Source organism: Phycisphaerae bacterium (assembly GCA_035275405.1).
GTDB lineage: Bacteria > Planctomycetota > Phycisphaerae > UBA1845 > UTPLA1 > DATEMU01.
In genome coordinates this window covers 48,638-73,668 of record DATEMU010000008.1, presented here as the reverse complement: position 1 = coordinate 73,668, position 25,031 = coordinate 48,638, and the positions used below count along the sequence as shown (strand labels likewise).

General features: G+C 59.9%; 22 protein-coding genes and 1 pseudogene. 6 read left to right on the top strand and 17 right to left on the bottom strand.

What is annotated here, in order from left to right; translation table 11 throughout:
- Positions 1–372: 372 nt before the first annotated feature.
- Positions 373–1,302 carry a hypothetical protein gene (locus VJZ71_11500; protein HKQ48685.1) on the top strand — a complete coding sequence of 310 codons (930 nt, stop codon included), beginning with the start codon at positions 373–375 and terminating at the stop codon, positions 1,300–1,302.
- A 167-nt stretch (positions 1,303–1,469) separates the two neighbouring features.
- On the opposite strand, the gene VJZ71_11495 is transcribed toward VJZ71_11500, so the two are convergent.
- Positions 1,470–2,516, bottom strand: a complete 1,047-nt coding sequence (locus VJZ71_11495; GenBank protein ID HKQ48684.1) for a hypothetical protein — start codon at positions 2,514–2,516, stop codon at positions 1,470–1,472.
- Positions 2,517–3,397: 881 nt separating this feature from the next.
- Positions 3,398–4,333 (bottom strand): cysteine synthase family protein, encoded by a 936-nt coding sequence (locus tag VJZ71_11490; protein ID HKQ48683.1) that lies wholly within the window; start codon positions 4,331–4,333, stop codon positions 3,398–3,400.
- A gap of 87 nt (positions 4,334–4,420) precedes the next feature.
- On the opposite strand from VJZ71_11490, the gene VJZ71_11485 reads away from it, so the two are divergent.
- Together VJZ71_11485 and VJZ71_11480 are read left to right on the top strand one after the other, a co-directional pair.
- Entirely contained in the window at positions 4,421–4,639 is a 219-nt protein-coding gene (locus VJZ71_11485; GenBank protein ID HKQ48682.1) for a hypothetical protein, read from the top strand.
- Between the two features lie 106 nt (positions 4,640–4,745).
- Positions 4,746–6,599: a tetratricopeptide repeat protein gene (locus VJZ71_11480; protein ID HKQ48681.1), complete on the top strand. Its 1,854-nt coding sequence runs from the start codon at positions 4,746–4,748 to the stop codon at positions 6,597–6,599.
- Between the two features lie 340 nt (positions 6,600–6,939).
- Here VJZ71_11480 and VJZ71_11475 read toward each other — a convergent pair whose 3' ends face one another.
- Both VJZ71_11475 and VJZ71_11470 read right to left on the bottom strand, forming a co-directional pair.
- The gene (locus VJZ71_11475; protein ID HKQ48680.1) at positions 6,940–7,116 is read right to left on the bottom strand and encodes a DUF1328 family protein; all 177 of its coding nucleotides are present in this window, start codon (positions 7,114–7,116) and stop codon (positions 6,940–6,942) included.
- A gap of 45 nt (positions 7,117–7,161) precedes the next feature.
- Positions 7,162–7,368 (bottom strand): CsbD family protein, encoded by a 207-nt coding sequence (locus VJZ71_11470; GenBank protein HKQ48679.1) that lies wholly within the window; start codon positions 7,366–7,368, stop codon positions 7,162–7,164.
- Positions 7,369–7,532: 164 nt separating this feature from the next.
- On the opposite strand from VJZ71_11470, the gene VJZ71_11465 reads away from it, so the two are divergent.
- On the top strand, positions 7,533–8,417 hold the full coding sequence (locus VJZ71_11465; GenBank protein HKQ48678.1) for a Ku protein: 885 nt from the start codon (positions 7,533–7,535) through the stop codon (positions 8,415–8,417).
- A gap of 18 nt (positions 8,418–8,435) precedes the next feature.
- Positions 8,436–11,123 (top strand): DNA ligase D, encoded by a 2,688-nt coding sequence (gene ligD, locus VJZ71_11460; protein HKQ48677.1) that lies wholly within the window; start codon positions 8,436–8,438, stop codon positions 11,121–11,123.
- On the opposite strand, the gene VJZ71_11455 is transcribed toward ligD, so the two are convergent.
- From VJZ71_11455 to VJZ71_11400, 12 genes and pseudogenes are all read right to left on the bottom strand, one after another.
- On the bottom strand, positions 11,120–11,581 hold the full coding sequence (locus tag VJZ71_11455) for a YetF domain-containing protein (protein HKQ48676.1): 462 nt from the start codon (positions 11,579–11,581) through the stop codon (positions 11,120–11,122). The two genes, ligD and VJZ71_11455, sit on opposite strands and share 4 nt — an antisense overlap.
- Before the next feature lie 15 nt (positions 11,582–11,596).
- Positions 11,597–12,103 carry a hypothetical protein gene (locus VJZ71_11450; GenBank protein ID HKQ48675.1) on the bottom strand — a complete coding sequence of 169 codons (507 nt, stop codon included), beginning with the start codon at positions 12,101–12,103 and terminating at the stop codon, positions 11,597–11,599.
- Positions 12,100–12,336, bottom strand: coding sequence for a hypothetical protein (locus VJZ71_11445; GenBank protein ID HKQ48674.1), 237 nt, complete (start codon positions 12,334–12,336; stop codon positions 12,100–12,102). Before VJZ71_11445 ends, VJZ71_11450 begins: the two co-directional genes overlap by 4 nt.
- A gap of 106 nt (positions 12,337–12,442) precedes the next feature.
- Positions 12,443–12,571: pseudogene (locus VJZ71_11440) on the bottom strand (plasmid stabilization protein).
- Between the two features lie 14 nt (positions 12,572–12,585).
- A complete protein-coding gene (locus tag VJZ71_11435; protein ID HKQ48673.1) occupies positions 12,586–13,737 on the bottom strand; it encodes a Gfo/Idh/MocA family oxidoreductase in 1,152 nt (383 codons plus the stop codon).
- A 12-nt stretch (positions 13,738–13,749) separates the two neighbouring features.
- Positions 13,750–15,339: an FAD-dependent oxidoreductase gene (locus VJZ71_11430; protein ID HKQ48672.1), complete on the bottom strand. Its 1,590-nt coding sequence runs from the start codon at positions 15,337–15,339 to the stop codon at positions 13,750–13,752.
- A 121-nt stretch (positions 15,340–15,460) separates the two neighbouring features.
- Positions 15,461–16,360 (bottom strand): PRC-barrel domain-containing protein, encoded by a 900-nt coding sequence (locus tag VJZ71_11425; protein ID HKQ48671.1) that lies wholly within the window; start codon positions 16,358–16,360, stop codon positions 15,461–15,463.
- Positions 16,361–16,538: 178 nt separating this feature from the next.
- Positions 16,539–17,222, bottom strand: coding sequence for a response regulator transcription factor (locus VJZ71_11420; protein ID HKQ48670.1), 684 nt, complete (start codon positions 17,220–17,222; stop codon positions 16,539–16,541).
- A gap of 150 nt (positions 17,223–17,372) precedes the next feature.
- Complete coding sequence (locus VJZ71_11415) at positions 17,373–19,010, bottom strand: AarF/UbiB family protein (protein ID HKQ48669.1); 1,638 nt, start codon at positions 19,008–19,010, stop codon at positions 17,373–17,375.
- Between the two features lie 135 nt (positions 19,011–19,145).
- Positions 19,146–19,850 (bottom strand): HAMP domain-containing sensor histidine kinase, encoded by a 705-nt coding sequence (locus tag VJZ71_11410; protein HKQ48668.1) that lies wholly within the window; start codon positions 19,848–19,850, stop codon positions 19,146–19,148.
- 95 nt (positions 19,851–19,945) lie between these two features.
- On the bottom strand, positions 19,946–20,182 hold the full coding sequence (locus tag VJZ71_11405; protein HKQ48667.1) for a hypothetical protein: 237 nt from the start codon (positions 20,180–20,182) through the stop codon (positions 19,946–19,948).
- A gap of 51 nt (positions 20,183–20,233) precedes the next feature.
- Entirely contained in the window at positions 20,234–20,713 is a 480-nt protein-coding gene (locus VJZ71_11400) for an RpiB/LacA/LacB family sugar-phosphate isomerase (protein HKQ48666.1), read from the bottom strand.
- Between the two features lie 349 nt (positions 20,714–21,062).
- On the opposite strand from VJZ71_11400, the gene scpB reads away from it, so the two are divergent.
- Positions 21,063–21,848, top strand: a complete 786-nt coding sequence (gene scpB / locus VJZ71_11395; GenBank protein ID HKQ48665.1) for an SMC-Scp complex subunit ScpB — start codon at positions 21,063–21,065, stop codon at positions 21,846–21,848.
- Positions 21,849–21,867: 19 nt separating this feature from the next.
- On the opposite strand, the gene VJZ71_11390 is transcribed toward scpB, so the two are convergent.
- Positions 21,868–24,702, bottom strand: coding sequence for a PKD domain-containing protein (locus VJZ71_11390; protein ID HKQ48664.1), 2,835 nt, complete (start codon positions 24,700–24,702; stop codon positions 21,868–21,870).
- Positions 24,703–25,031: the final 329 nt, after the last annotated feature.

The following is a 25,031-nucleotide window of genomic DNA, read 5'->3' as shown; positions in this document are numbered from 1 at the left end:
GCTTGCCCCTGACGTTGTTCCGCAATGTCAAGGGTCTCGCACCCACGCGTGCGGGAATCCGATCCCGCTTCAATTCCCCTCATTGCGGCCCCGTCCGCCGATCCGAACCGCGCCCGTCAGAAAGCGGTCCCTGTTCCGGCCCGCCTAATTCCCACCGACGGAGCCGGTTGATTTTTCTGTTGCTGTTCACCTGCAGCCCGGCTAAGGTGGATTACACTGGCGATCAGGCGGGCCACACGGGCACTATATGCCCAGATGGCTCAACCGCCGGGGCGAGCCCGACCCATAGAGCGAGACGGCGAGTGCGACGCCGGGAGCGTAGTCCACGTACCACTGGGGCAATTCTGGCTCGCGGTTTGAGGGAGAGCAATCATGGCCTTCAATTGGATTGATTTCCGATCGGGTTTGTTGGAGAAGAGGTTTCTTCTGCCCGTTAGCTTCCGTTATAAAGTTGAGTTCGTTCGGATTGAACCAGACCCCGGGCAGCTCCTCCAATTGAGAAACTTCCTCATTCAGTGCGTTGTAGGTTCTATTCGCGACCGGGAGGACTGTCCGCTTTACACGCTGCAACATCAGGCTATACCGGCGTCATCCGGCAAGACCGAAGACGGCGATGAAGGCGCTGTACTCTTCGCTGTAGCGCTCGGAACACCGGTGTACGACTTTGGCCTCCTTCTAACTCAGACAGGCCTCCATATAGTCAAGAATCGATCAAGCCTCCAAGACTTGATTCTGACGGTCCCCATTTTTGAGGACATTTGCCAGCGACTGTTCCCTGTGCGGACACCGGCAGCGGATAACAAGAAAGACCGGCCTCTTTCGCTGCTCGATTGCTTAGGGATGGCCGGATTGGGGTTGGTACACCGCGTGATCTTCAGGTTCGAGCAGAGATTACGCCTAGGTACCCACATCACCGAACAGCGCGACGCTCGCAACACTGAACTCCTTGGCAAGCTCATCAAGGCAGAATTGCCCCATGCGACAAACCACGCGGATCGCGAGGCGCCGATCGCTTCTATTCAACCAGAAGATTTCAAGCGGGGCGATGTTACGCTATCTTTTACAAAGCAAATTGCCGGGAGACCAAGAGGCGTGTGGATCGCCTACGAGGGTCCGTACAACGTCACGCAGCAAGACGTTGACCTAACCTTTCAATACCGATGCGGCGAAGGCGACGCACCTATGATCGAAGATGATATCCGTGATTGGGATAATCCCTTCAAAGCATTTTACCGCGATACCATCCTCAATCGATTTATGCCAAATCTGTTGTTTGATATTCATGTTGAGCCAAGAATCTAATGAGAGACATGCCCAATGCAGGAGAATCCAGACAAAAGCATTGTCTGCGGCGGGCTAAATCCTTCGAGGAAGTCTCGGTAGTTTTCCAAAGGCAGCGCATCCACTCGGGCTCGTTGCCGGAGACCTGACCCCGGTGAGCATCGCCGAGTCAGCACTGACGACCATGCTCATTTCTGAATCACACTCCTCATCGAGTCGATAAGCGGCGGACTTGGGGTATTTTCTTCTGGTCCCAGGTAACCGCTGACTGCCTGCCCAAAGACGCAGCGAGTCGCTTCCAATAGAACGGCGTCACGAATCTCCTGTTTATCGCTGCCTTCAACAAAGGTCTTGAATGTTGATAGCGCATTAGCACGGTGGCGGTTAACCACCGCGAGGTGCCGATGCGCCCTGTGATTACGCAGCGCCCAAAAAACGCTCAGATAAAGCACCGAAAGAATCACTATTTTCGATACAAGCATGTGTGCGACGCGCGACGCGCCTATCGCCTGCGGCTCTCCCGTCGGCGCAGAAGTCGTGGCGGTGCTATCTCGCAACTTCGAGATCGGCCAAAGGTGCCTGATGAGCAAGCTGTCCGGATTGGCAAGCATCAGCGAAGCATAAACCGCGATTCCCCCGGCTATAACACCGCTTGACATCCAGGCAATCGCGATCCACGAGTGTTTATTTGCTTCGCTATCAAATACAATAGCGTGCCGTTCTGCGCCGCGTTCACTGGATAAGGTCCTTGATTCTTTCAGAATGTTCTCGACTTCTAAACGCGCTCGCGTTGCGCCTTCAAGCTCGTTCGCAAGGGCGCTGCTGGTCTTGGTGCGTGCTGCTGCTTCTGCGCTGAAGGCGAACAGGACAGGCCAGTGATTCAGAAGTTGTTGTTCGTCGTCCCGTAACCGCTGCCCGACCTTGTTATTGATATTCGCGTGCCGATTGGGAGCCTCGGTAGGATTGTTTGCAAGATCGAATTCCTGTAATTGACCGACGTTACCCTTGGCGGTTTGTAGGTAGACGAGCGTTTTCTGGAGAACGACTTCCGGTATAGACTCGAGCGACCCCAGTGCCAAGTAATAATTCGCGAGTTTTTGGATTGATTTCACGGTGTCGAGATGGGTTGCGAAATTAAAGGTGCCCAGCGCCTTGCGAGAGCAAATCTCTTCGGGATTCCATTTGTCAATCTCGTCCAAGAGCTTCTTGATTTCCTCAGCTTTGGATTCTGCCATTGTCGGGCTCCCAATAGTTCTTAACGTCACGAAGAATTCGAAGACTAAGACTCTCCGAGTCGGTGTTTCCTCTAACACCGCAAGGCCAGAAAAGGGGATATTCTACTTGTTTCCGCCTGCTGCACCAACACGACGGCAGCCATCCGCCGCCGCGGTCACGTGTGGCGTTTTGTCAGGCGGCCCATTCGCTTGCTCCTGTGCGGGCGTGTCATCGGCGCGACCGGCAGGGATGAAGTCGCTGACCTTAAGCCCCAAGTCTCACGCCTGCCCTCAATCCCTTAATCCCTGCTCCCTGAATCCCTCGTCCTAGAGGGAGCATTGAGCAAGGATAGTCGCAAGGACAGAAAAAGAGGAAAGGCCGTGTATCTCGTCGGAACGCCGACGAACGCGGCCCCGGTCGAAGACCCGCCGTAGGAGGGACGGTCCGCGCCATGATGATGAATTTCAAGAGCTTCAACCGTTTTCAACCCCGCGCCGTTTGCCGCGCTGCCATCTCCGCCCGCTGTTCCGGCTTGTTTAGCTTTTTTCAGCGTTTCCGCCCCCGTTCGGCCCCATCTGTGCACCCCTGCGCCATCTGCGGTTCCGGCTCATTCAGCCTCGTTCAGGTCCATTCAGGGGGAGGGGGGACCACCCTGAATAATCGTTTGCCCGCGCAGCGCCGCCGTTCTCCCTTCTTTCGGCCAAAAAAAATTTCTGCGCCTCTGCACCGCAATTTACCCGCCGTCGCGGCCGTGAACTTCCCATTCCGAATTCCGCAATCCGCATTCCGCATTCGCCTCGTCGCACCAAATCCCAGCCAGTGGCGCCTCAAAAAAAGAAAAACCTGCGCCCATCTGCGTCATCTGTGGATCTGCCTTCCCTCAAGCCTCAGGTCTCAAGCCTCAAGCCTTTCGGTACACATCCGTGCTCAAATACTTCAACCCCGAATCGATCATCAGCGTCACGACGGTCGCCTCCGGGCCGAGTCGCTTGCCGAGTTGAATGGCTGCAAGGACATTGGCCCCGGACGAGGTTCCCGCGAACAGGGCCTCCTCCCGCGCAAGTCGCCGGGCCATCTCCTTCGCATCCGCCGTTGCGATGGGGATGACCTCGTCCACGACGTTGGCGTCCCAGATCGGCGGCGTGTAACCGATGCCGATGCCCTCGATCGTGTGCGGCCCTGGCTTGCCGCCCGACAGGACCGGCGATTCGGCCGGCTCGACGACGGCGATTCTGACTTGCGGCTTGTGCCGCTTGAGCACTCGGGCAACGCCTTGTGTCGACGCCGACGTACCGACGCTTTGGACAAAGGCACCGACCTTGCCCTCGGTCTGCGACCAAATTTCCTCGCCCATCGGGTAGTAGCCCGTGATGCTATCCTTGTTTTCAAGCTGGTTCGTCCAGTACGTGTGCGGCTCGCGGGCGAGTCCTCGGGCCGTCTCGATCATGTCGAGGAAGAGCTGCTTGGTCGTCAGGCCGCCGGGGCTCTCCACGAGCGTCAGTTCCGCCCCCAGCGCCGCCATGTGATCCCGCTTCTCCTGGCTGAATGCGTTGGACGTGACGACCTTGAGTCGATACCCCTTGGCCGCGCAGATCAGCGCCAGCGACGTCCCCGTGCTCCCGCCGGTGTACTCGACGACCGTATCCCCCGGCTTGAGCCGACCATCCTCCTCCGCCCGCGCGATCATCGCCAGCGCCACGCGATCCTTCATGCTCCCCGTCGGGTTCTCCCACTCGAGCTTCACAAAGATCTTCGCGCAATCCGGAGGCACCACCCGCCGAAGCCGCACCAGCGACGTATTCCCGATCGCTTCCAGAATGTTCGCGGAATCGCTCATTGTTCGTCACTCCGAGGTGGGTGCAAGAAGGGACTCTTGTACCAGCGGGCGTTTCGACTTTTCGGCGTTGCGCGCCTAGCATCGTACATGAAGTCCGCCGGAATTCGACTGCTCCTGGTCCTTTTCGCTGGCCTGCTGCTCGGGGCCTGCAAGATCGAGCACACCAAGACCGTCAGCGACGAGCCCGGCGGTCGCACGTCCACGGAGCACTCCGTCAAGCTGAAAGAGACCATCAGCGACGAGGAAAAGGGCGTCGAACTCTACAAATCCAGGAACGAAGACGATCCTCATGCGGACCCGGGGTAACGACGCATTATTCCCCAACCCCCATTGAGCACGGCCTGACTGCTGTCAGACCGTGCCACCCGTCGCTCCTGCTCGCTCCATCTCGTTCGCCATATAATCGCGTCCCATGAACCTGGGCGCGACCGCCACCGTGGGGGCCAGGGGCCGGCTCTTGCCGTTCCTGCCGGTCTTGCTTCTCACTGTCGTCGCGTTCCTGCCATCTCTCCGCGGCGAGTTCGTCGACTGGGACGACAACACGCTCTTTCTGGAAAACGGAAACTACCGCGGTCTGGGCCTGGCCAACATCCGCTGGATGTTCACCCATGCAACGCTCGGTCATTATCAACCGATCGCCTGGCTGACGCTCGGCGCGGACTATTGCGTCTGGGGCATGAACCCCGTCGGCTATCACGTCACCAGCCTGCTCTTCCATCTCGCGAATACGGCACTCGTTTATGCACTGGCTCTTGTAATGCTGCGCCGGACGGCACGGGGGCCGGCGCCCCGTTCGGCTGCCTTGAGCTGGGCCGCTGCGGCGTGCGCAGCGCTCTTCGCGGTCCATCCGCTCCGCGCCGAGTCCGTCGCCTGGATCACCGAGCGCGGCAGCCTCGTCTCGACGTTCTTTCTTCTGGCATGCGTCCTTTATTATGTTCGGTACACCGAGCACCTGAAGCATCGGCGGCGCTGGTATCTTCTCTCGTTGGCCCTTTTCTTCCTCTCGCTGCTCTCCAAGGCGTGGGCAATCACGTTGCCCTTTGTCCTGCTCCTGATCGACGTTTATCCGCTCCGTCGATGGCCGACGCGCGACTGGCCGGCCATCAATCGTGTGTCGCGTCTGCTGCTGGAAAAACTGCCGTTCGTTCTCATCGCGATCGTGACCGCCGGCCTCGCCTATTACGCCAAGTCGCGGGCGGGCATGGTGTCGCTGCATCACCACGGCTGGCCCGAGCGCTTCGCCCAGGCGGCCTTCGGCCTATGTTTCTATCCATTCAAGACGTTATGGCCCGCCGGTCTCAGTCCGATCTATGAACTGCCGATCCCCTTCGAAGCGTCCGCGCGACAGTTCATCTTCAGCGGCGTCGTCGTAGCGCTTGCGGCCTTGACGCTGGCGGCAGTACGACGGCGTGTTCCGGGACTTTTTGTCGCGATGCTGGCGTTTGGAATTCTCGTCTCCCCGGCGCTCGGTCTGGCGCAGACCGGCCCCCAGCTTGTGGCGGATCGCTATAGCTATATCTCCTGCATTCCATTCGCACTGCTGGCGGGCGGTGCGCTGCTGATGGCCGCTCGCCGCGGCCGTTATTCGCGCAGCGCGGCAGCGATGGCGACCGTCGCGGTGGTCATAGTGCTTGCCACGTCAACGTGGACGCAGACTCAAATCTGGAGGTCGTCCACGGCACTGTGGGCTCGCGCATTGGAGATCGATCCCCGTTCTCCGACGGCCAACAGCAATATGGGCGCGCAGTTCGTCAAGGCCGGGCGGTTTGCCGAAGCCATCGAGTGCTTCCGGGTCGGCCTGGCAAAGCAGCCCGACTCCATTGGCATGCTAAACCTGGCATACGCGTGCGCGCAGGTAGGCCAGTCCAACGAATCGCGACAACTCCTGCGACAGGCGCTCGAAAAGGACCCACGCAGTGTTCGCACTCTGCTGTCCGCGGCGCGGATCCGCGCAAGCATGTCCGACCATGTGGATGCCGTCGATCTCTATCGCCGGGCCCTTACGATCGAGCCCAACGAGGCCACGACGCATTACGCACTGGGAACCGTTTTGATTCAGCTCGGCCGCCCCATTGAGGCGGCGGCGTCCTTGGAGCGCACGATCGCCTTGCTCGAGCCTCACGTGCAGGCTGGCGTCGGCGACGAGTCACGTCGTCTTTATTTGGACGCCTGCGGCCGTTTGGAAGCGCACTTCACCTCGCGGGATGACCTCACGCGTGCCAGGGACTATCAGCAACGCATTCAGTCCCTTGCCCGGCGTGAATGAGAATTCCTCGGCGGATCGATTTCGCCAATCCCTTTTTGCTGTTCGCCATCAACCACTGACCGATTGGCTGTGGAACATCCGGCGGCGACGCTGGAACCGGCGGATCGGACGGGGACACCGGGTTCCGGGGTGGCGGTTCGTGCCGCGGTGGATTTGGCGGTTCCTGGGGTCGGGCGGGCGGATCCTGCGGCACGGGCGAGATCGGTTCGCGCGGCGGCAGGTCCGGACCATCCACCGTGAGCGCGAACAGATTCATGAACGAACTGGCGGGTCGTCCGAGCAGCATATTCCCATCAGTGAATCTGAATGGGCTCATGGCCATGGACCTCTGGCGCCATCCTTAGACTACGGGTGGCCCTCGCCGCGTGCCGTAGGCAATGATTGAGATCAGGAACAGCACAATGAAGATGAGGAAAAGAACTTTGGCGATGGACGCGGCCCCCGCCGCAATTCCACCGAAGCCCAGGAGCGCCGCGATTAAGGCGATGACCAGGAATGTAATAGCCCACGATAACATAATTCACCTGTTCCTCGCGCCCCGGGCCGGTCGGCTGGCGGCGCCCTAGAGACAACTACACTCGTCGCAAAATTCCCTCGCCTGCCGATCCGCGGCATCTCGGGCGAGGCCGTATCGTTTCTGCAAAACGCCCGTCAATTCCTCCAATCTCCCTTCCAAGAGCTGCAGGTCGTCATCGGTGAGCTTTGCCCACCGTTGCTTAATTTTGCCCTTGAGCTGCATCCAATCGCCTTTGACGGTGTCCTGATTCATCGAACTGATCCTCCACTTTCGTCTCGCGTCCTGCGCGTTATTAAACCTTAGCATTGGCCGCTAACGGGGTCGTTAAATCCGTCTGATCAAATGTTTAGATTCAATTTACGGCGGTTTTAGGAAAGCGGCAGATACTAAAATCCTGCGTTCAGACAAGGCGCCCTATGGCACGCAAAAAGGCCGCAACTTCACGCATTTCGCGCCCCATTTGGAAGGGCCACGTCACGTTCGGACTCGTCCAGATTCCGGTCGTACTGCACTCCGCCGAAAGCCGGTATGACCTGCACTTTCATCTTGTCGACAGCCGCGACCACGCGAGAATTCGATACGAGCGCATTAATGAAGCGACGGGCGAGGAAGTTCCTTGGAACGAGATCGTCAAGGCATTCGAATACGATGAGAACAACTACGTCGTGCTCGGCGATGAAGATTTCAAGAGGGCGGCCGCGGAGGCCACGCAGTCGATCGAGATCGAAGAATTCGTGGACGTGAGCGAGATCAGCCCGATGTACTTCGACCGGCCCTATTTCCTCATGCCGGGAAAAAAAGGCGAGAAAGGCTACGCGCTGCTGCGCGACGGACTGGCTCGAACGGGCAAGACCGGCGTGGCGCGCGTCGTCATCCGCACGCGTGAGCATCTTTCCGCGCTGATGGTGCAGGGTTCGGCCCTGGTGCTCATCCTCCTGCGCTTCGCACAGGAACTTCGCGATCCCGCGGAACTGGGATTGCCTGAGGTTGATGTCAAAAAGACCGGCCTGGCGCCGAAGGAGCGGGACATGGCGGTCCAGCTCATTGAGTCCATGAGCGGGGAGTGGACGCCGGCCAAGTATCGGGACGAGTACCGTGAGAAGCTGATGAAGTGGATTGAGAAAAAGGCCCGCAGCGGTGGGACAATGCCCACGCCGGAGCCCGAAGAGGAGGAGGCGGAGCCGGGCCGTATTATCAACATCACGGATCTGCTTCAACAAAGCTTGCGCCGAAAGGGCAAGTCCGAAACAGGGCGGACACGAATGCAGCGGTCGGCGCCGAAACGAAGGCGGGCCGGATAATCCATACGGATTCCTCACGTGGCACTCACAGAGTACCGTCACAAGCGGAACTTTCGACGGACTTCCGAACCGCGCGGGCACGCGTCGAAAGCCGCGCATCGGTCACTCAGCTTTGTGATCCAAAAACACGCCGCCAGCCATTTGCATTATGACTTTCGCCTGGAATGGGGAGGTGTGCTCAAGAGCTGGGCCGTGCCCAAAGGGCCGAGTCTGGATCCGAGCGTGAGAGCGCTGGCCATTGAGGTGGAGGACCATCCGCTGGAATACGGCGGCTTTGAGGGGACCATTCCGAAGGGTGAATACGGCGGGGGAACGGTTTTGCTGTGGGATCGCGGCGAGTGGATACCAGCTAATGATCCGAAGGATGGTTTCCAGCGAGGGAAACTGGAATTCGAATTGCGCGGCGAGAAGCTCCATGGCCGCTGGAAGCTCGTGAGGATGCGGCCCGAGAATGGTGGGCGGGTTCATTGGCTGCTGATGAAATCGACGGACGAACATGCGCAGCCGCGATCGGAATACGACGTATTGTCCGAGGAGCCGTTGAGCGTCACGAGCGGGCGGGACCTCGATCAAATCGCCGCGAAAGCCAAGCCGGTAAAGGGTCGCAAGAGCAAGAAGGCCGGGCGAGTGCGTCCGGCCGCTGTTAAGCGCGCCAAGCGCGGAGGTACAACGCCCAAACCGTCCGAGTTACCGGGCGCCAAGCGTGAGTCGAAAGTCCGCTGGAGACCTCCGCAGTTGGCCACGTTGGTCGAGGCGGCGCCGGAGGGCGATGACTGGATTCACGAGGCGAAATATGACGGCTATCGACTTCTTGCCCTGCTTCAAAAAGGCCATGCGCGGCTGATCTCCCGAAATGAAAAGGATTGGACGGACCGATTTGCCAGCGTGGCCGCGGCGGTCGAGGCGCTGCCGGTCGCGCAGGCTGTCTTCGATGGCGAAGTCGTGGTGTTGAATTCCAAGGGCTTGTCGGATTTCCAGGCCCTGCAGAACGCCATGCAGGCGGGAGGCAAGGCCAAGCTCTATTATTTTGCGTTTGATCTCCTGCACCTCGACGGATTTGATCTGACGGCCGTTCCGCTGATCGATCGAAAAGTCCTGTTGGCGGCGCTCATTCCCAAACGCTCCAGCTCGATAATCCGGTTGAGTGAGCATGTTCGCGGCAACGGATCGGAGGTCTTCGAACAGGCATGCAAAGGGGGCCTAGAAGGAATCATCAGCAAGCGTGCCGGAAGCGTATATGAGTCGCGGCGAAGTCGTTCTTGGCTCAAGGTCAAATGCGTCAAGGGCCAGGAGTTTGTCATTGGCGGCTTCACGGACCCCGCCGGCGCGCGCGTCGGCTTCGGCGCATTGTTGCTGGGGTACTACACGGCCAAGGATTCGCTCCGCTACTGCGGGCGGGTCGGCACCGGTTTCAGCGGCAAGACACTCCACAGCATTTTGGCGCAGCTTAAGAAGCTGGAACAGCGCGAGCCGGCCTTTGTCAATCCTCCGACGGGGATGGACGCGCGGGGCGTACATTGGGTCAAACCGCAACTGGTCGGGGAAGTCAGATACACCGAGATAACCAGCGATGGAATCCTGCGGCATCCGTCCTTTTCCGGATTGCGGATGGACAAAAAAGCGCAGGAAGTCGTTCGCGAGGTTCCCTTGCTTCGCGTCCGGGAAGATGGCGTAATCGCGCAGCGTGCGCCGGCGAAGAAATCAAGACGGTCGCGTTTGATGCGAAATATGAACCGAACCGATGTATCCGATAAGGCCCCGGATCGCCGGAAGGTTTCCGAAGGAAAGAACATGGATCGCCTCGTCGTTGCAGGTGTGGGAATTTCTCATCCCGACCGTGTGCTGTATTCGAAACTGAGTTTCACCAAGGCGGATCTCGGCGCCTATTACGAAAAGGTCGCGGATCAGATGTTGCCGCACGTAAGCGATCGGCCGCTGATGCTGGTCCGCTGCCCGGAAGGGGCCGGGGGGCCGTGTTTTCATCAAAAGCACCCGTCCGCCGGGCCGCTTTCCGGATTGCGCGGAGTGCCCATTCGCGAGAAAGGCAAGACGGAAACCTACATGGTTGTGGACGACGTCCGTGGACTGGTGACATTGGTGCAAATGGGCGCGCTGGAGGTTCATACCTGGGGCAGCACAACGAAGCAGTTGGAGAAACCCGACCGACTGATTTTCGATTTGGATCCGGGCCCCGGCGTCAAATGGGCCTCCATTGTAGAGGCCGCACTCCTGGTGCGCGACCAGCTCGCGGAGATCGGTCTAACCAGTTTCGTGAAGACGACCGGAGGCAAAGGCCTGCACGTCCTCGTGCCGCTGCGCCCGGCCGCGGAGTGGGAAGCCGCCAAGAGCTTCGCCCAGGCGGTGTCGCAGTCTCTGGTCGCTCTTGCGCCCGATCGTTTTGTGGGAAAGATGACGCGATCCCTTCGCGCCGGCAAGATCTACATCGACTACTTGCGGAATGGGCGTGGCAGCACATGCGTGGCCGCGTTCTCCTCGCGGGCGCGAGAGGGTGCGGGTGTGTCATTCCCCCTGAGTTGGCGCGAACTCAAGAATGTCGATGATCCCGCGGAGTTCAATGTCAAGACTGTTCCCTCGAGGCTCGCGCGGCGCAGTGATCCATGGCCCGGATTCTGGAAGTCGAAGCAGTCCCTCTCGCCGGCGTTTCTCAAGAAACTCGCGGGGCCATCGTCGACACGACGTCGTTAAGAATCACCTGGCGCGGACGACTTGGCGATAATCGAGACGCCGCCGTCGGGCTCCAGGACCGCGTGCTTGATCTGATCCAGCCGCTCCAGGCCGCGAAACGCCCGGGCGGCCTGGAGAATTTCCGCCTCATCAACGCGGCAGCGTTTCATTCGGTCACGGAGGATACGGCCGTCGCGAATCAGGACGGTGGGCAGCCCTTCCAGGATGGCGGCGGCGCGTGTGTATCGCGACTTGAGCAGCGACATAGCCACATCCAGCCCGATCAACGTGGCGATGACGATCCAGGAGTTCGTCATGGATCGATCGTCATTCAGGAGCGCCTGCTGGGTCGCTTCTCCGACGACGAGCATCAGGACAAAATCAAAGGTGGTCATCTCACCCAGCGTACGGCGCCCGCTCAGGCGCATCAGGACAACCAGAAACAGGTACATTGCCAAAGCATTCAGAACGCTGTCCATGGGAAACTCCGAGTGTCAGGGATAGACGAACTGTGAGACGAGGACGCTCGCGCCCTCCGAGCGAAACTCCGCGCGCTTGCGGCCGGCCCGCCGATGTTCGATTCGCAGGACGACTTGGATCGGATCGGTTCCGGGGGCCGGCAAGAAAAACAAGCGGTGGAGATTGCTGCGCGTCTCCGTCGATTGCGGTAGGGGCGACGACGACCAGATCGCATGGTCCAGGAGATTTCCGCCGATACTCAGGGTCCATCGCTCGCCGGTCGGCCGCGCATGGATCCGCAGCTCTGTCACGGCGCCAACTCTTGCACACCGCTCGTAATCAACCCACAACGCGGAGTTGGGCTCGCCGACGCGCGAAGCGGAGAGAATCCCTCGCCCGCCGAGCAGGCCGGTCAGCGCGAGAATCATCAGTAAGGCGAGGAGACTCCAGGCGATACGCTCAGCCAGCCAGACCTTGCGCTGAAGGGCAATATCTTCATGAATCTGAAACTCGCCATCGGCAGTGGACGACTTCGCCTTCAAGCGACTCGATCCTGCGCGGCGGCGTGGCCCGCCGTCTGGGCACAGTTTGCGCAACAGTAACACCCATCAATGGCCTCGATTCCATGGCCGATGATCCGGCATCCACAATGAAGGCAAACGGGGGCCAATTTGTGGATCGCGCATTCAAAGCAATCAAAGGTGAAGTGCTGTCCCCCGTGGATCACCTCGAATGCCTTGTCGTAGTCGTTGTGGCAGGTCGCGCAAAGAGCCATTGAAGACTTCTCCCAGCTTGTCGCACACCCTCTGTGGAGTCGCATCACCCCGCTACGACGAGCGACTCTTTGAGCGCGAACGGGACTTTTTGGTGCGTCCCTCGTTGCTTCGCGTCTTGTTCACCGTGGCGGCGGCGATCCGCTTGGCGACCTTGGTTGAGCGGCCGCGGTGCTGCTCGCCGGACTTGATGTGCTCATACTGCCTTTCGTCCTTGTCACTCCAGCTTTTTGGCATGGCAATTCCTCCAATTACTTGGTTATCGAGGGCGGCCGGGCATGGACCAATTCCGGCATACGTACCGGCGGCCGCTTCATTTCCAGATTCTTGCTCGGGCGCTTCCCGCGCCGATAGGGTGGTAACGCAACAGTCCGACCGGTCGCGGCGGATTCATAGAGCGCTTCGATGATGCGGACATCCGCGAGTCCTTCCTCCCCGGACGGCTCCGGAGGTTTGCGTTTGAGGACGCAGTCGGAGAAATAGACGAGTTCGGGGGCGAATTGATCGCGCTTGGGGAAGGTGCGACGCGTGGTCTTATCGCGGATCGTGGTTTCCAAATCGAGGGCTTCGGCGTACTCGTAGGCCTGTTCGAGCCGAAGGTGGCCGTTGGTCCCGACGATCTGGTAAACCGCCGTATCGGTGGCCCCGAAGCTCGAGGTGAACATGGCCAGTCGGTCGTCGGGGAAGCGGAGGATCGCCGCCGACATTTCATCGACCTCGCGGAAGCGCCGGTCGCCGTTCTGGGCGGAGGCCGCGAAGACCTCGTGGGGTTCATCCCGAAAGAGGTAGCGGGCCGCGTTGATGCAGTAAATCCCGATGTCGTAGAGGGTGCCACCGCCGAGTTCGGCCTTGAGGCGAATGTCGCCCGGTTTCACGGACATCGTGAACAAAGAGTTGAACACCCGAAGGCGCCCGAGTTTTCCCGATCGCGCGATTTCAACGGCCCGCAGATTCGCCGCCTCAAAATGAAGCCGGTACGCGATCATGAGGCGAACGCCATTGGATCGCGCTGCGTCGATCATCTGCTGGCATTCCGCGCTGGTGACCGCCATCGGCTTTTCGCAGAGCACGTGAATCCCGGCCTGGGCCGCCCGCACGGAATATTCGCGATGCAGGTTGTTGGGCAGGGCGATGTACACGGCATCCACTTCGCCACTCTCCAGGCATTCATCGAAGTCTTCGTAGCGATAAAGGTTGGACACCTTGTATTTGCGACCGAGCCGTTTCAGCTTCGTGGCGTCGCCCGACACCAGGGCGGTCAGTACGGAATTCGAGGAGGCATGGGCGAAGGCCGGGAGCACGGCGGCCTGCGAAATGTATCCCAGACCGACGACGGCGTACCGAACCGGCCCGCGAGAGCGTCGGTTGACGTTCGATTTAGACTCGGCCGATTTATGCCGCATGGGTCCACACTTTCATGTTCGAGGGGAATGTACGCTTGCGCGAGGGCTTGGTAAGGGACTGTTGGCGGGGCCGTTGAGGACCGAGCCGTCGGGGGCGAATCGTGAGCCGTGACACGGGCAGTCCCAGGTACGTTCGGCGGCGTTCCAGGAGACAATGCCACCCAAATGAGGACAGACCGCGGAGCATTCGTGAAGCGTCCCGGACTCGTCACGATAGACCGCCACGGGGCTCAGGCCTCGGCGGATGATGGCGCCAGTGCCGCGCTGGATGTCTTCGACCTTGTCGGCGGCGCCCACGGTCAACCAATCGAAGTATTGAGCTGCGGTGTTCAGGTTCTCGCGGGTGAACTCGAGGGCGCTGCGGAGCGTGATACGCGAAGGATCATAGAGTTTGGCCCAGGCGTTGGGGCGCTCGGCGATGAGATCGGCGAGGAGAATGCCGGCGATGGCGCCATGCGTCATCCCCATCCCGGAATCGCCGGTGGCGATGTAGACATTTTCCGGGCCGCCGGGGTTACGGCCGATGAACGCGATACCGTCAACGGGCTCCCAGACCTGACCGGACCATCGATAGACGACTTCGCCGAGGTGAGGGATACGGTCGCGAATCCAGGATTCCAGACGGGACCAGCGCTCGTCGCTGTCGTGGGCCTGTCCGGTCTTGTGGTCTTCGCCGCCAACGATGAGCAGTTCGTCGGTAGCAAGTGCCGCGCGACCGTTGCCTGATTCGGGTGGATGCCATTGGGCGGTTCGAACATAGTGATACGGTGCGTTGGCGGGTTGTCCTGCCTCCTGGGTCGTATCCCAGTAGAGGGCCCGGGGGACGGCGCCCGCGGGGGTTCGGATGGCGATCGCGTACGTTCGATAGCCGGCCTGCTTGGTGTGGATGGCGACGCGGTTGTTGATCGGCGTATTGGTCGCAATGACGACAGCCCACGCGCGAATCTCCAGGTCATCGGTCATGATGAGGCGGATGGGATCTTCTTCGCGCAGATCGTGCAATTCCGTTTCGCAGTACACTCGACCGCCGAGCTTCTCAATCGCGGCCGCCAGGCCCGCCATGTACTTCAAGGGATGAAACTGCGCCTGGTTTCCGAACTTGAGACACGGACCCGTGTCATAACCATGCCAGGGAGACCGCGACACCAGTTCGAGGTGCGGGACACCTGCGTCGCGGGCAGCGTGAAATTCTCGATCAAGAAGGTCGCGCGACTCGCCGGGCGGAACGAAGAGGTATCCATCCAGCCGCTCAAAGTCGCAGTCGATGCCTTCGTTTTGGATAATCGACTCGATCTCAAGGATCGCCGCCGTGTGGCTCTCGGCACAGAGGCGGGCCGCTTCTTTGCCGTGGAGGTGTTGAATGACGTAGTAACGATCATCGATAGCGTTGCTGAGGTGAGCGGTCGTACAAGCCGTCTGGCCGCACCCCAAGGGTCCCTTGTCGATGACGACGACTCGCCGGCGCTCGCGTGCCAGCCGATAGGCGACGGACAGACCGACGATTCCCGCTCCGACCACGCAGACATCGCATTTCTCGTCCCGTTCGAGAGGTGCTCGCACCAGTCCGGACACGTTGAGCCATGGGCTCGTTGTCGATTGCACGCGAGGTCGCATAAAAACCCAATGGGTCAGTGGCCGGTTCTATTGATGCGTTCTTGCCGCTGGAAGGAAAAAGGGGGACCCGGAGGGTTGCCGAGTCATCCGGGTCCCCAACCCACAAGCTCTAACGTTGTTCGCGGCGGGGCTCGGAATCGTCCGATTCCCAGTAGGGCCGCACACGATAAAACTCATGCGTTTCGCGGGCCCATCGCGAATCGGCCATGTTCGGCCAGTTGTTCTTGTCGAATCCCTGCGCGTTCTTGAGCCGTTCCTTGTCCATGTCAAGAATGAACTTGTCGTTGCCGGCGTTCAATGTCAGGGCGTGAAACGGGACGGCGAACAGTTTGTCGCCCATTCCCAGGAAGCCGCCGAACGACAGGACGCTGTAGATGATGCGTCCCGTATCCGGGTCTACCACGACGTCCTCGATCTTGCCGAGGTTTTCGTTTTGGGAGTTCTCCACATTCTTACCGATCACGTCCGTGGCCTTCAGCCAGCGGCGGACCGGGGCGTACCATGTCTCGGCCGTCATTCGAGTGAGGCGACCGCCCTTCACCGTCGTCTCGGTGTAGCGGACCGTTCGGGTGGCGCCGGGCTTTGCGGGGTCTTCCCAGTACGGTCGGACGGCGAATTCCGTGTGAACGCGCTGTGCCCACGGCTCGTCAGCGAAGTTGGGGAATTTGTCCTTATCGAACGCGTGCATCTTGAGTTTGTCTTTGGTGCTGGCCAACTGAAAACGCGCGGCGTCGTCGGGCAGTTTAAGGGCGGCTGCGGGAACCGCAGCCTGCCGGCCATCGACTTCGACGATGTAGTAAATAACCCGTCCCGAATCCATGTCGATGATCGCGTCGTCCACATCCCCGAGTTTTTCATTGTTTGTTTCCGCGTTGATCTCCTTGCCGATCAGATCGTTGAGCTTTTGCGTACGCCGGGCCGGCTCGGTCCACGGCTTATCATCCGCTTGTAGGGTATCGATCAGAACTAGTGATGCTGCCAGTGCCAGGCTCAGATGGACCACCCGCATGATTTGACTCCTTGCGCGCCGAGCGCGAAATGCGATGAGCGATGGTTTGGAGAGAACGCCTCCCGCGCCATCGCGTCTTTTAACTCTGCTGATAGTATGGAGGGCTGAAGTAAAACGCGGGTGAAAAGCGTCTTACAACCGCGAAACGCTTCCGACTCAAGCTTTCAGGTGCAGGCGCTTACGCCGCCGGCTCCGGAACGCTGAGGGAATATCCCGTACCGATGACCGTCTGAAGAAGCGGCTGCTGAAATCCCTTGTCGATCTTGCTGCGCAAGCGCGAGACATAAACCTCGATGACATTGCTCTCTTCCTCAAACGCGATGTCCCAGACTCGCTCGCCAATTAGGGAGCGCGTCAGGACCCGGTTGGGATTGCGCATGAAATATTCAAGGAGGGCGAATTCCTTGGCCGTCAGGCTGACTGCGGTTCCGCTGCGCGAGACGGTGCGCTTGACCAGGTCCATCTCGAGGTCTTCGAAGTGAAGGTGGGTTCCATCCTCCGGCTTGGCCCGGCGGAGCAGCGCGCGGACCCGGGCGATAAGCTCTTCCAGCTCAAATGGCTTGGTGAGGTAGTCGTCGGCGCCGGCCTCCAGTCCGGCGACTTTTTCCTTGGTATCGGACAACGCGGTCAGCAGCAGGATGGGCGCGGATATTTTCTGTCGACGGAGATTTCGGCAGATCTGCACGCCATCATGGTCGGGCAGCATGATGTCCAGAATGATGCCGTCATGGGTGTTGGAGATCGCCTTCTCCTCGCCTTCCTGGCCGAGATTACTGACGTCCGTAATGTACCCTTGCTCGTTCAGGGCCTGGGCGATCCGGGAACTCAGCTTGACGTTGTCCTCAATTACCAGGAATCGCATGACAAGGTCCTCCGTGTTAGTAACCAATGTTTACTTACCTTACTATTTTTTAAGTTCGGGGCTGTCCGTGTCTATGCGGAACTAGGTAGGGCCGCATGGGAAGCATACCTGTGTGAAAAGCCACACGACCCGGCGGAAATTCGGCGAAAATCAGCGATTTCGATGGTCGGATACCCAGATTTGGATGAGCAGGACGATTCCCCCAACTGCGGCCGCCAGGAAGAGAACGATGGCAAAGGCGGGGTAACCAAAGAGGGTGGCAGCGGTGTCAATCCGCATCAGCAGGGCCGCACCGACGATCAGCGCGGCGAGGATCAGCCCGGCGGAAATTCGGTTGGCCACCTTTTGAAAACCCGTGACAAAGGTATGTTCATCGAAGGCATCGACATCGAGGCGAATACCGGTTTTGCCCATCTGAGTCAGCAGCTCATTGACGCGGCGCGGCAATTGCGAGGCGATTTCCGTCGTTTCCATGACAGATTGAAGCAGGTTACTCGGAGTGAGGCGCTGGCGCAGGCGGCGATTCACCAGCTCGAAATTGTGGCGTCGTATGGACGCATTGGGATTGAAGTCCGGAGCGAGGCAGCGGGCCACGGCGTCGAGATTCAAGAGCGTCTTGCCCACTAGCGCTGTAGCTCGAGGCAGACGGATTTGGGAATCGCCGGCGATTTCCTGGATTTCCAGCATCATGCGGCCGGCTTCGATGTTGCGCATCGTGGCGTGTTCGTTTTTCTGGACGAGAAAGGCGACGCGCTCGATGAAATCCTGTCGCCGAAAATCTCGTCCAACCTCGCCGATACGCAGGGCGATTTCGGCGGCCTCGCGTCCCCGGCCCTCGCTGATGGCGATCAGAAGGTAAATGAAGTTCTGTTGCAGCTCGCTATCGATGCGGCCGACCATGCCGAGGTCGATCAAGCCGAGACGATGATCCTGGGTCAGAAAAATATTTCCCGGGTGCGGATCGGCATGGAAAAAGCCGTCGTCGAGGATTTGCTTGAGGTAGGCGGAGAGCAGTTCTTCGGCGAGCGCCGTCCCATTCACTTCGGTAAAGACGACCGGCGAGATACTGGAGATACTCGCGCCCGACAGGCGTTCCATCGTTAGAACGCGCTGTGTCGAGAAATCAGCGATCGGGACCGGAATTTGCAGCAGTTTGAATTCGGCCAAGTTCTTACGAAGGGTCAGGAGGTTGTCGACCTCCAGTCGGTAGTCCAGTTCAGCTTCGATCGTCTGTTTAAATTCCTTGACGACATCTTCGACGTGATACTTGCGCCCATATGCCGTGTAGGTTCCCAAACGCGCAATCGTGAAGAAGATCTCGATGTCGCGCTGAATTTCATCGACAATGCCGGGTCGCTGAACCTTGACCACGACATCGCGACCGTCGCGCAGCGTTGCCGCATGGACCTGAGCCAGTGAGGCGGCGGCGAGCGGAATCGGATTGATTTCGGCGAAGATCCGCGATGGCCGCGCGGCCAGTTCGGTGTAGAGAATCTCCTCAATCTGTTCAAAGTCTACCGGCTCGACGTCGTCCTGCAGTCGGCTGAGGGCCTCCAGATACGCGGGCGGAAGGAGATCCGCGCGACTCGACAAAAGCTGGCCGATCTTTACAAAGGTGGGCCCCAGGGATTCGAGATCCGCCGCGAGGGTGTCCGGGCCGCCGCCATTATCCTGGAATTTTTCCTTGACGGTCTTGTCCAGGCCGCTCGCCTTCACCCAATCGGCGCGGCCATGCTTCCAGAGGAGCCACGCGATGTCCCGGTAGCGCACAAGATGTTCGGTTTTCACGGCGACCATATCATCTGATGATACGGCGCTGGAGATAAATGCATTGTAAGCTCGGGCGCAAAGTTTGAACGCGAGGTGAGTGGCGGAGATCCGCGGGTATAAAGTTGTTACCTATTGCCGGGGGGCGACGTCGAACTATTTCTTCTGATCGGTTTTTTGCGGCAATATGATTCGAAAAGTTGCCCCCGGCGCGCACGGCTCCATCAGTTGGATCGATCCGCCATGGCGCCGCACGACTTCCTGGCAATAGGTCAATCCCAATCCCATTCCGGCGCGTTTGGTGGTGACGAAGGGTTCGAAGAGCGTGTCGCGCAGGGCCATATCGGGCCCCGGTCCGCTATCCTGGACTTCGATCACGTCCGTATCAGGAAGTTGACGCGCCCGAACGTACACATTGCCCTGGCCCCGCATAGCCGTGATGGAGTTTTGGAAGAGCTTGTGCAGCACACGTCGGAACCGCGTTGGGTCGCACCAGATCGTGAGCGGTTTGGCCCCTAGATCAAATTGCCAGACAATCTTGCGGTTGAGATCGACCTCGGCGCAGACATCGGAGAGAAGCGCTGTCAGATCTGTCTCGGCAGATTCCGGTTCCCAATCATGGGTGATCTCCACGAGATCGGTGAGAAACTGATTCGCTTCGTTGACGGCTTCATCGATCATGTTCAACGCTTCCGTCGCCTGGGGGGTGGGCGGGGCTGAACTCCGTATGACCTCCAGGGACAGCCGAATGACCATCAGAGGCGAGCGCAAGTCGTGGACCAGGCCGGACGAGAAGCGGCCGAGAACGGCCTTTTTCAGGTCCTCGTCACAAGAAGTTGGCCTTTCTACCGGCTTATCCATGAAATTTGCACTGTTCTCATTCACCGGCTGTCGGGCGGATGGATTATCCCAACTCATCCCGGTCAGACGATGGTATCCATGCCCAGGGGCCGACGCTAGCGTTCGCTCTTGGGCCGCGTGTGTTTGCGCGTATCGCTGCCGGATGATTCCTGGCCGGGTTGGCGCGCGGCTTCCCGTCCGCCGTCTTTGCCGCGCATGCCCTGTCCAGGGTGACGAAAATCCTGGCGACTGTTGCTTTTAAAGGCTTCCCGACCGGTTTGGCTGCCTTGTTGCCGGCCTTTTTGTCGCGATTCAGGTTTGGAGTTTTTTACTTTCTTCCGTTGCTTCGCCATGAATTCACCTCGGGCTCAAATCCGTTCGTCCCAAGCCGATATCTTTCAGGCTCATGCGTCACCGGGGCCGGTCAGGGCGAGTCGATCACGCGATTCCAACTCGCCGATCTTCCGTATTCGGCGGCGGTATCGGGCCTCCCCCGAGAACCGTGAATTAAGAAATACGGAAACAAGGTTGATCGCCTGTTGCGGGTCGATGACATAGGACCCCAGGCACAGGACATTCAAGTCATCGTCCTCGACCCCCTGGCGGACGGACAAGGCCTCATGAGCAACGGCGGCGCGGACCCCCGCCACCTTGTTCGCCGCAATGCACACGCCGATTCCGGAACCGCATAAGGCGATTCCTCGTTCCACCTCCTCTAGCCGGATCGCCTCGGCAAGTGGAAACACGTAATCCGGGTATTCATCGTTGGCGTCGTACCGAAAGGCGCCGAAATCGACGATATCATGTCCGTCCGCCCTGGCGGCCTGGGAAAGGTCCCGTTTCAACTCAAACCCGGCATGGTCGGCGGCAAATCCAATACGCATGGCAATCCTCGCGATCGTCGTCCGCTCCGATCGATAATATCGCGACAGACTGAATCGCCGGTGAATCGTATATGAAAAGTCCGTGATAACGCCGTGCCCGATGACAGGGAATTCAGCCGGATTTAACGGCCTCTTTGTGCCTTCGCCGAGCTATAGTAAGGTAGAGCCTATCCGATCCACTGCCCGATCTGGTGAACACCGGAACGGAAGAGGAAAACCTGGATAGGCTCGCTTATTTGACGGGCGAAATGCGGCCCCAGCGCTCTATCCGGCCCTCCCCACGCACACTGGCGTTGGTCACTTACTCCTGTTATCCTGCTCCGCGCACAGTTCACAGGAGACACGCGCCATGGATGGTGGTTCCGTAACAATGAGCGAAATGGACGAGCGTATCGATACCTCGACAGAAGGCGGTCGTAGCGTCGACGCGGAGACCGAGGTCGGCGACGGCGCTGACTCATCTCCCGCGGTGGAGATTCGACCGGAGCGAGTGCTCGAAGCGATTCTGTTTTCAGCGGACAGCCCTTTGGCCGGGGCGAAGCTCGCGTCGATCCTGGGCGTGGGCGACGCCAAGGACGTCCGACGGCATATCGAGGAGTTGAACGAGCAATACGCGTCCCTGTCGCTGTCGTTCCGAATCGAGGAGATCGCCGGGGGATACCAGATGTTGACGCTGCCGGCGTACAACCACTGGTTGGCGAAGCTGCTTCGCAGCCGGCAGGAGAGCAAGCTTTCCTCGGCAGCATTGGAGACGCTGGCCATCGTGGCCTACAAGCAGCCCTGCACGCGGGCGGATGTTGAGGCGGTTCGCGGCGTCGCGGTCGGGGACATGCTCAATCGGCTGCGCGAGATGAACCTCGTGAAGATCGTGGGCCGGGCGGAGGACCTGGGCCGGCCGATGCTTTATGGGACGACGAAGAAGTTCCTGGAGGTCTTCGGCCTGCCGTCGCTCGAGGAACTGCCGCAGGTGGAAGCGCTGGGCGGCGGCGTGAAGGCCGCGGCCTCACACACCTCGCAGCGTCAAGCAGCCGTGGCTGAGGCGGTGCAAGACGTGGAACCGCCCGCGGAACCAAGTGACACTTCACCGCGCTTGGCCATCGCGCCTGAATCTGTGGACTTATCCGACCCATCGTAGAATCGGCGCTGTATCCTCGTCATGGCGCAGTCGTGAACGAGAACACCAGCCCGGGTGTCGTTCCGGCGTCGTTCTTGGAATCCACACGCCATAGATAAACGGTGTTCGCCGTTAAGCCTGCAAAGCCTCGACTGGTGCCCGCCTGATTCCCTACGAACGGCGGGGAATTCGCGGTCGTGGCGACGTCGATCTGCTCGGCCGGTAGCAGCAGTGCATTGTCGGCCTGCGAGATGAAATATACATCGTACGAGGTTGCTCGCGCTGCGGCGCTCCACATTAACGTCGGGCTGGTCAAGACTCCGGTTTGGCCGGTCGTCGGGTTCTGGCCGCTGACCTGCGCGGGCGGCGTGACCGTCGTAAAGCGCCACACGTCTCCTTTGATGACCGGCATCCCGCCGAGGGCCACTTCGTCAATTCGCCAGAAATAGGTTGTGTTGGGGGCCAGGACCGGATCAAAGAAGGTCACGGCGAAATCGCCCTGATCTTCCGGGCTCCCATCGACGGCGTTCGTGACCGCGACGAGATCGATTCCGAAGAAGACGCGGTGCATATCAACGTTATTGCCGGCGGTCCACTCCAGAAGCGTATTCAGCGCGACCTCCGTCGCAAGATGGGCCGGAATCGGATTGGAGGCCTTAGTCCCCTGAGTCGTCGTGAAATTCCAGACGTCGCCCTTCGTGCGAGTGGTGCCATCCGCAGCGACCTCGTCGATTCGCCAGAACACCTGCGTATTGGGGCTGGGGTCGGGAGTAGGGTTGAACGTGGTTCCCGCCTGGTTGCCCTTGAAGATGCTGGCCGTCGCCGGGGTCGCGTTCCCCACATCCACGGCGTCAAATCCAAGGTACACGTCATGCGAGCTGGCGCCGACGCCGGCCGTCCATGTCAGATTGATGAGTGTGGTGACGTCGGAGGCATTGTTGATCGGCTGCGGGTTAAGGGCCTTGCCAGGACCGGTGCGGAAATTCCATAAGTCACCGGTCCGCGTGCCGCCGGCGCCCACTTCATCAATGCGCCAGAAATACTGTGTATTTGCGCTAAGTCCGCCGACGGGCATGAAGTTCGTTCCCGCCTGGTTGCCCTTGAATTCAAATGAGTCATGTGTGGCGTTTTGGACGGCGGTTTGGTTCGTGCCGAAGTAAACGTCGTGACTGGTCGCGTTCGCGCCGGCCATCCAGGAAAGGTCCTGGCCCGGGTCCACTCCCGTCGCGCCGGTAGCGGGCATGGGCATCGTCGCCTTGCCCGGCAACGTTGCCGTGTGGAACCGCAGGATCGGGCCGGACGTCTTGCCTCCCGGGCCGACTGCATCGATCTTCCAGTAGATGTCGGTATTCGCCGCGAGGTCGCTTTGGACCGCAAAAGTTGTCATGCCCACGGCTTGATTGCCTTGCAAGGCCGAACCGGCGCTGGTCGCGACGGCACTCTGATTGCTACTGACATAAATGTCGAAGCTCTCGGTCAGGCCGCCGCCGCTGTTCCAACTTAAGGTCGGCCGGACATTGACATCCAGCGCGTCGTTCACGGGGTCAAACGGCCCAACCACCGGAGGGGGCGGAGCCGCGGTGTGGAAGGTCAGGACGATTCCGATCGTTGTGCCGCCGGGGCCGCGCGTGTCGACGCGCCAGAAGTAGTCGACGTCGGCCAACAGTGAAGGAGGATCGAAGATCTTGCCGGTTTGATTGCCCTGGAATTCGGGGCTGTTGCGGTCGGCGTTGGTCACGTCCGCCACGTCGAGCCCCAGGTACACATCATAGCTTTCGACCGACGAGGGCGCATTCCAACTGAGGATCTTGTCCAAGCGGACATCCGTCGCCAGGTCCGGCGGATCCGGTGTGTCGATCGGCGGAGGCGGCGGGCGGGTCGTAAAGGACCACACGTCGCCCTTGGTGGTGCCGCCGGCGCCGACTTCGTCGACGCGCCAGAAGTACGGGGTTGATCCCAGTAATTCCCCCTCGATCGCGGCGTTTTCATCTTCAGGGTCGAAGCTGGTGCCGGTCTGGTTTCTCTGGAAGACGTCGGCTGTCGTGGTGGTAGCATTGTCCACGTCCGCAAACGTGGTTCCGAAATAGACGTCGTGGCTCGTCGACCGATCGCCGGCCGTCCAACTCAGAACCTGGTCGACACGGGCGTTCGCGGATCCGTTGCCAGGGACGGGCGTCTTGGATTTCTCGGGGGCCTCCGCCGTCTTAAAACTGCGCACCGTGCCTTTGGTCGTCCCGAGCGAGTTCACTTCGTCGATTCGCCAGTAGAATGTGGTGTTGGGAGTGAGACCGCCCGGATCAAACAGCGTGGACGTCTGATTGCCGCGGAAGATGCCCACGGTCGAACTGCTGGCGCTGCTGACATCAGCCTCGACGAGGCCCAGATAAACGTCGTGACTCTCGGCGCGGGCGCCGGCGGTCCACGTCAACTTGACGGCGATCGTGATGTTTTGCGCGCCGTTGACGGGATTGGCATTGGCAATCTGGCCGGGGAGATCGGTTGGCGTCGGGGCGTCCGGGCCATTGCCAGTCTCTTCGACCTCCGCCGTGCCAAAGACCTGCGTCACGTTTCCCGCAGAGTCAAAAACATACGCCGTTACTTGAAACGTGCCAGTGGAGAGGTACTGGTAAGAAATTGTCGTTCGGCCGGGCTGCCCTTCGACGAATCCGCTGCCGTCGCCGAAGACCCAATTGACCTTGGAGACATCGGCGGAGGCGTTTTCGACCTCGAAGGCGACGGTGAAATCCGGCTCGTCAAACAACTGCACACTGGTGATGCTGGGAAAGAACCCGCCCGGAATGCCGTCGCAGCCCGAGAGAGCGGCGCCGAGGATAGCCATGCCGACGAGGCATCGAACCGCACGTTTAGTCGTCATTATGCTAAGCATCTTTTCGCCCTCAATGCGACCGAGCAACGGTCGCCCCCCTCATTCAAACGATTGCCCGACGGCCCCGTGTGTGGCTCGCTGCCGACTTAGGCGGACATTCAGGAATGCCTGTCGCAGCGACCCGGCCGAGGCGGCGCAATGGATGGCGAGGAACCCAATCCCCCCGTACGTCTCGGATTGCGGAAATCCACAACCCGGTCCCGCCGCATCGGTCTGCCCCTAACCCAAGGTTGGCGCTAAACCTGCGCGGAACTCAAAGCAAGATAGTCTACGTCCATCAAACGAGGCAATCAAGGCCCGAGAGCCCTGTGAATCAA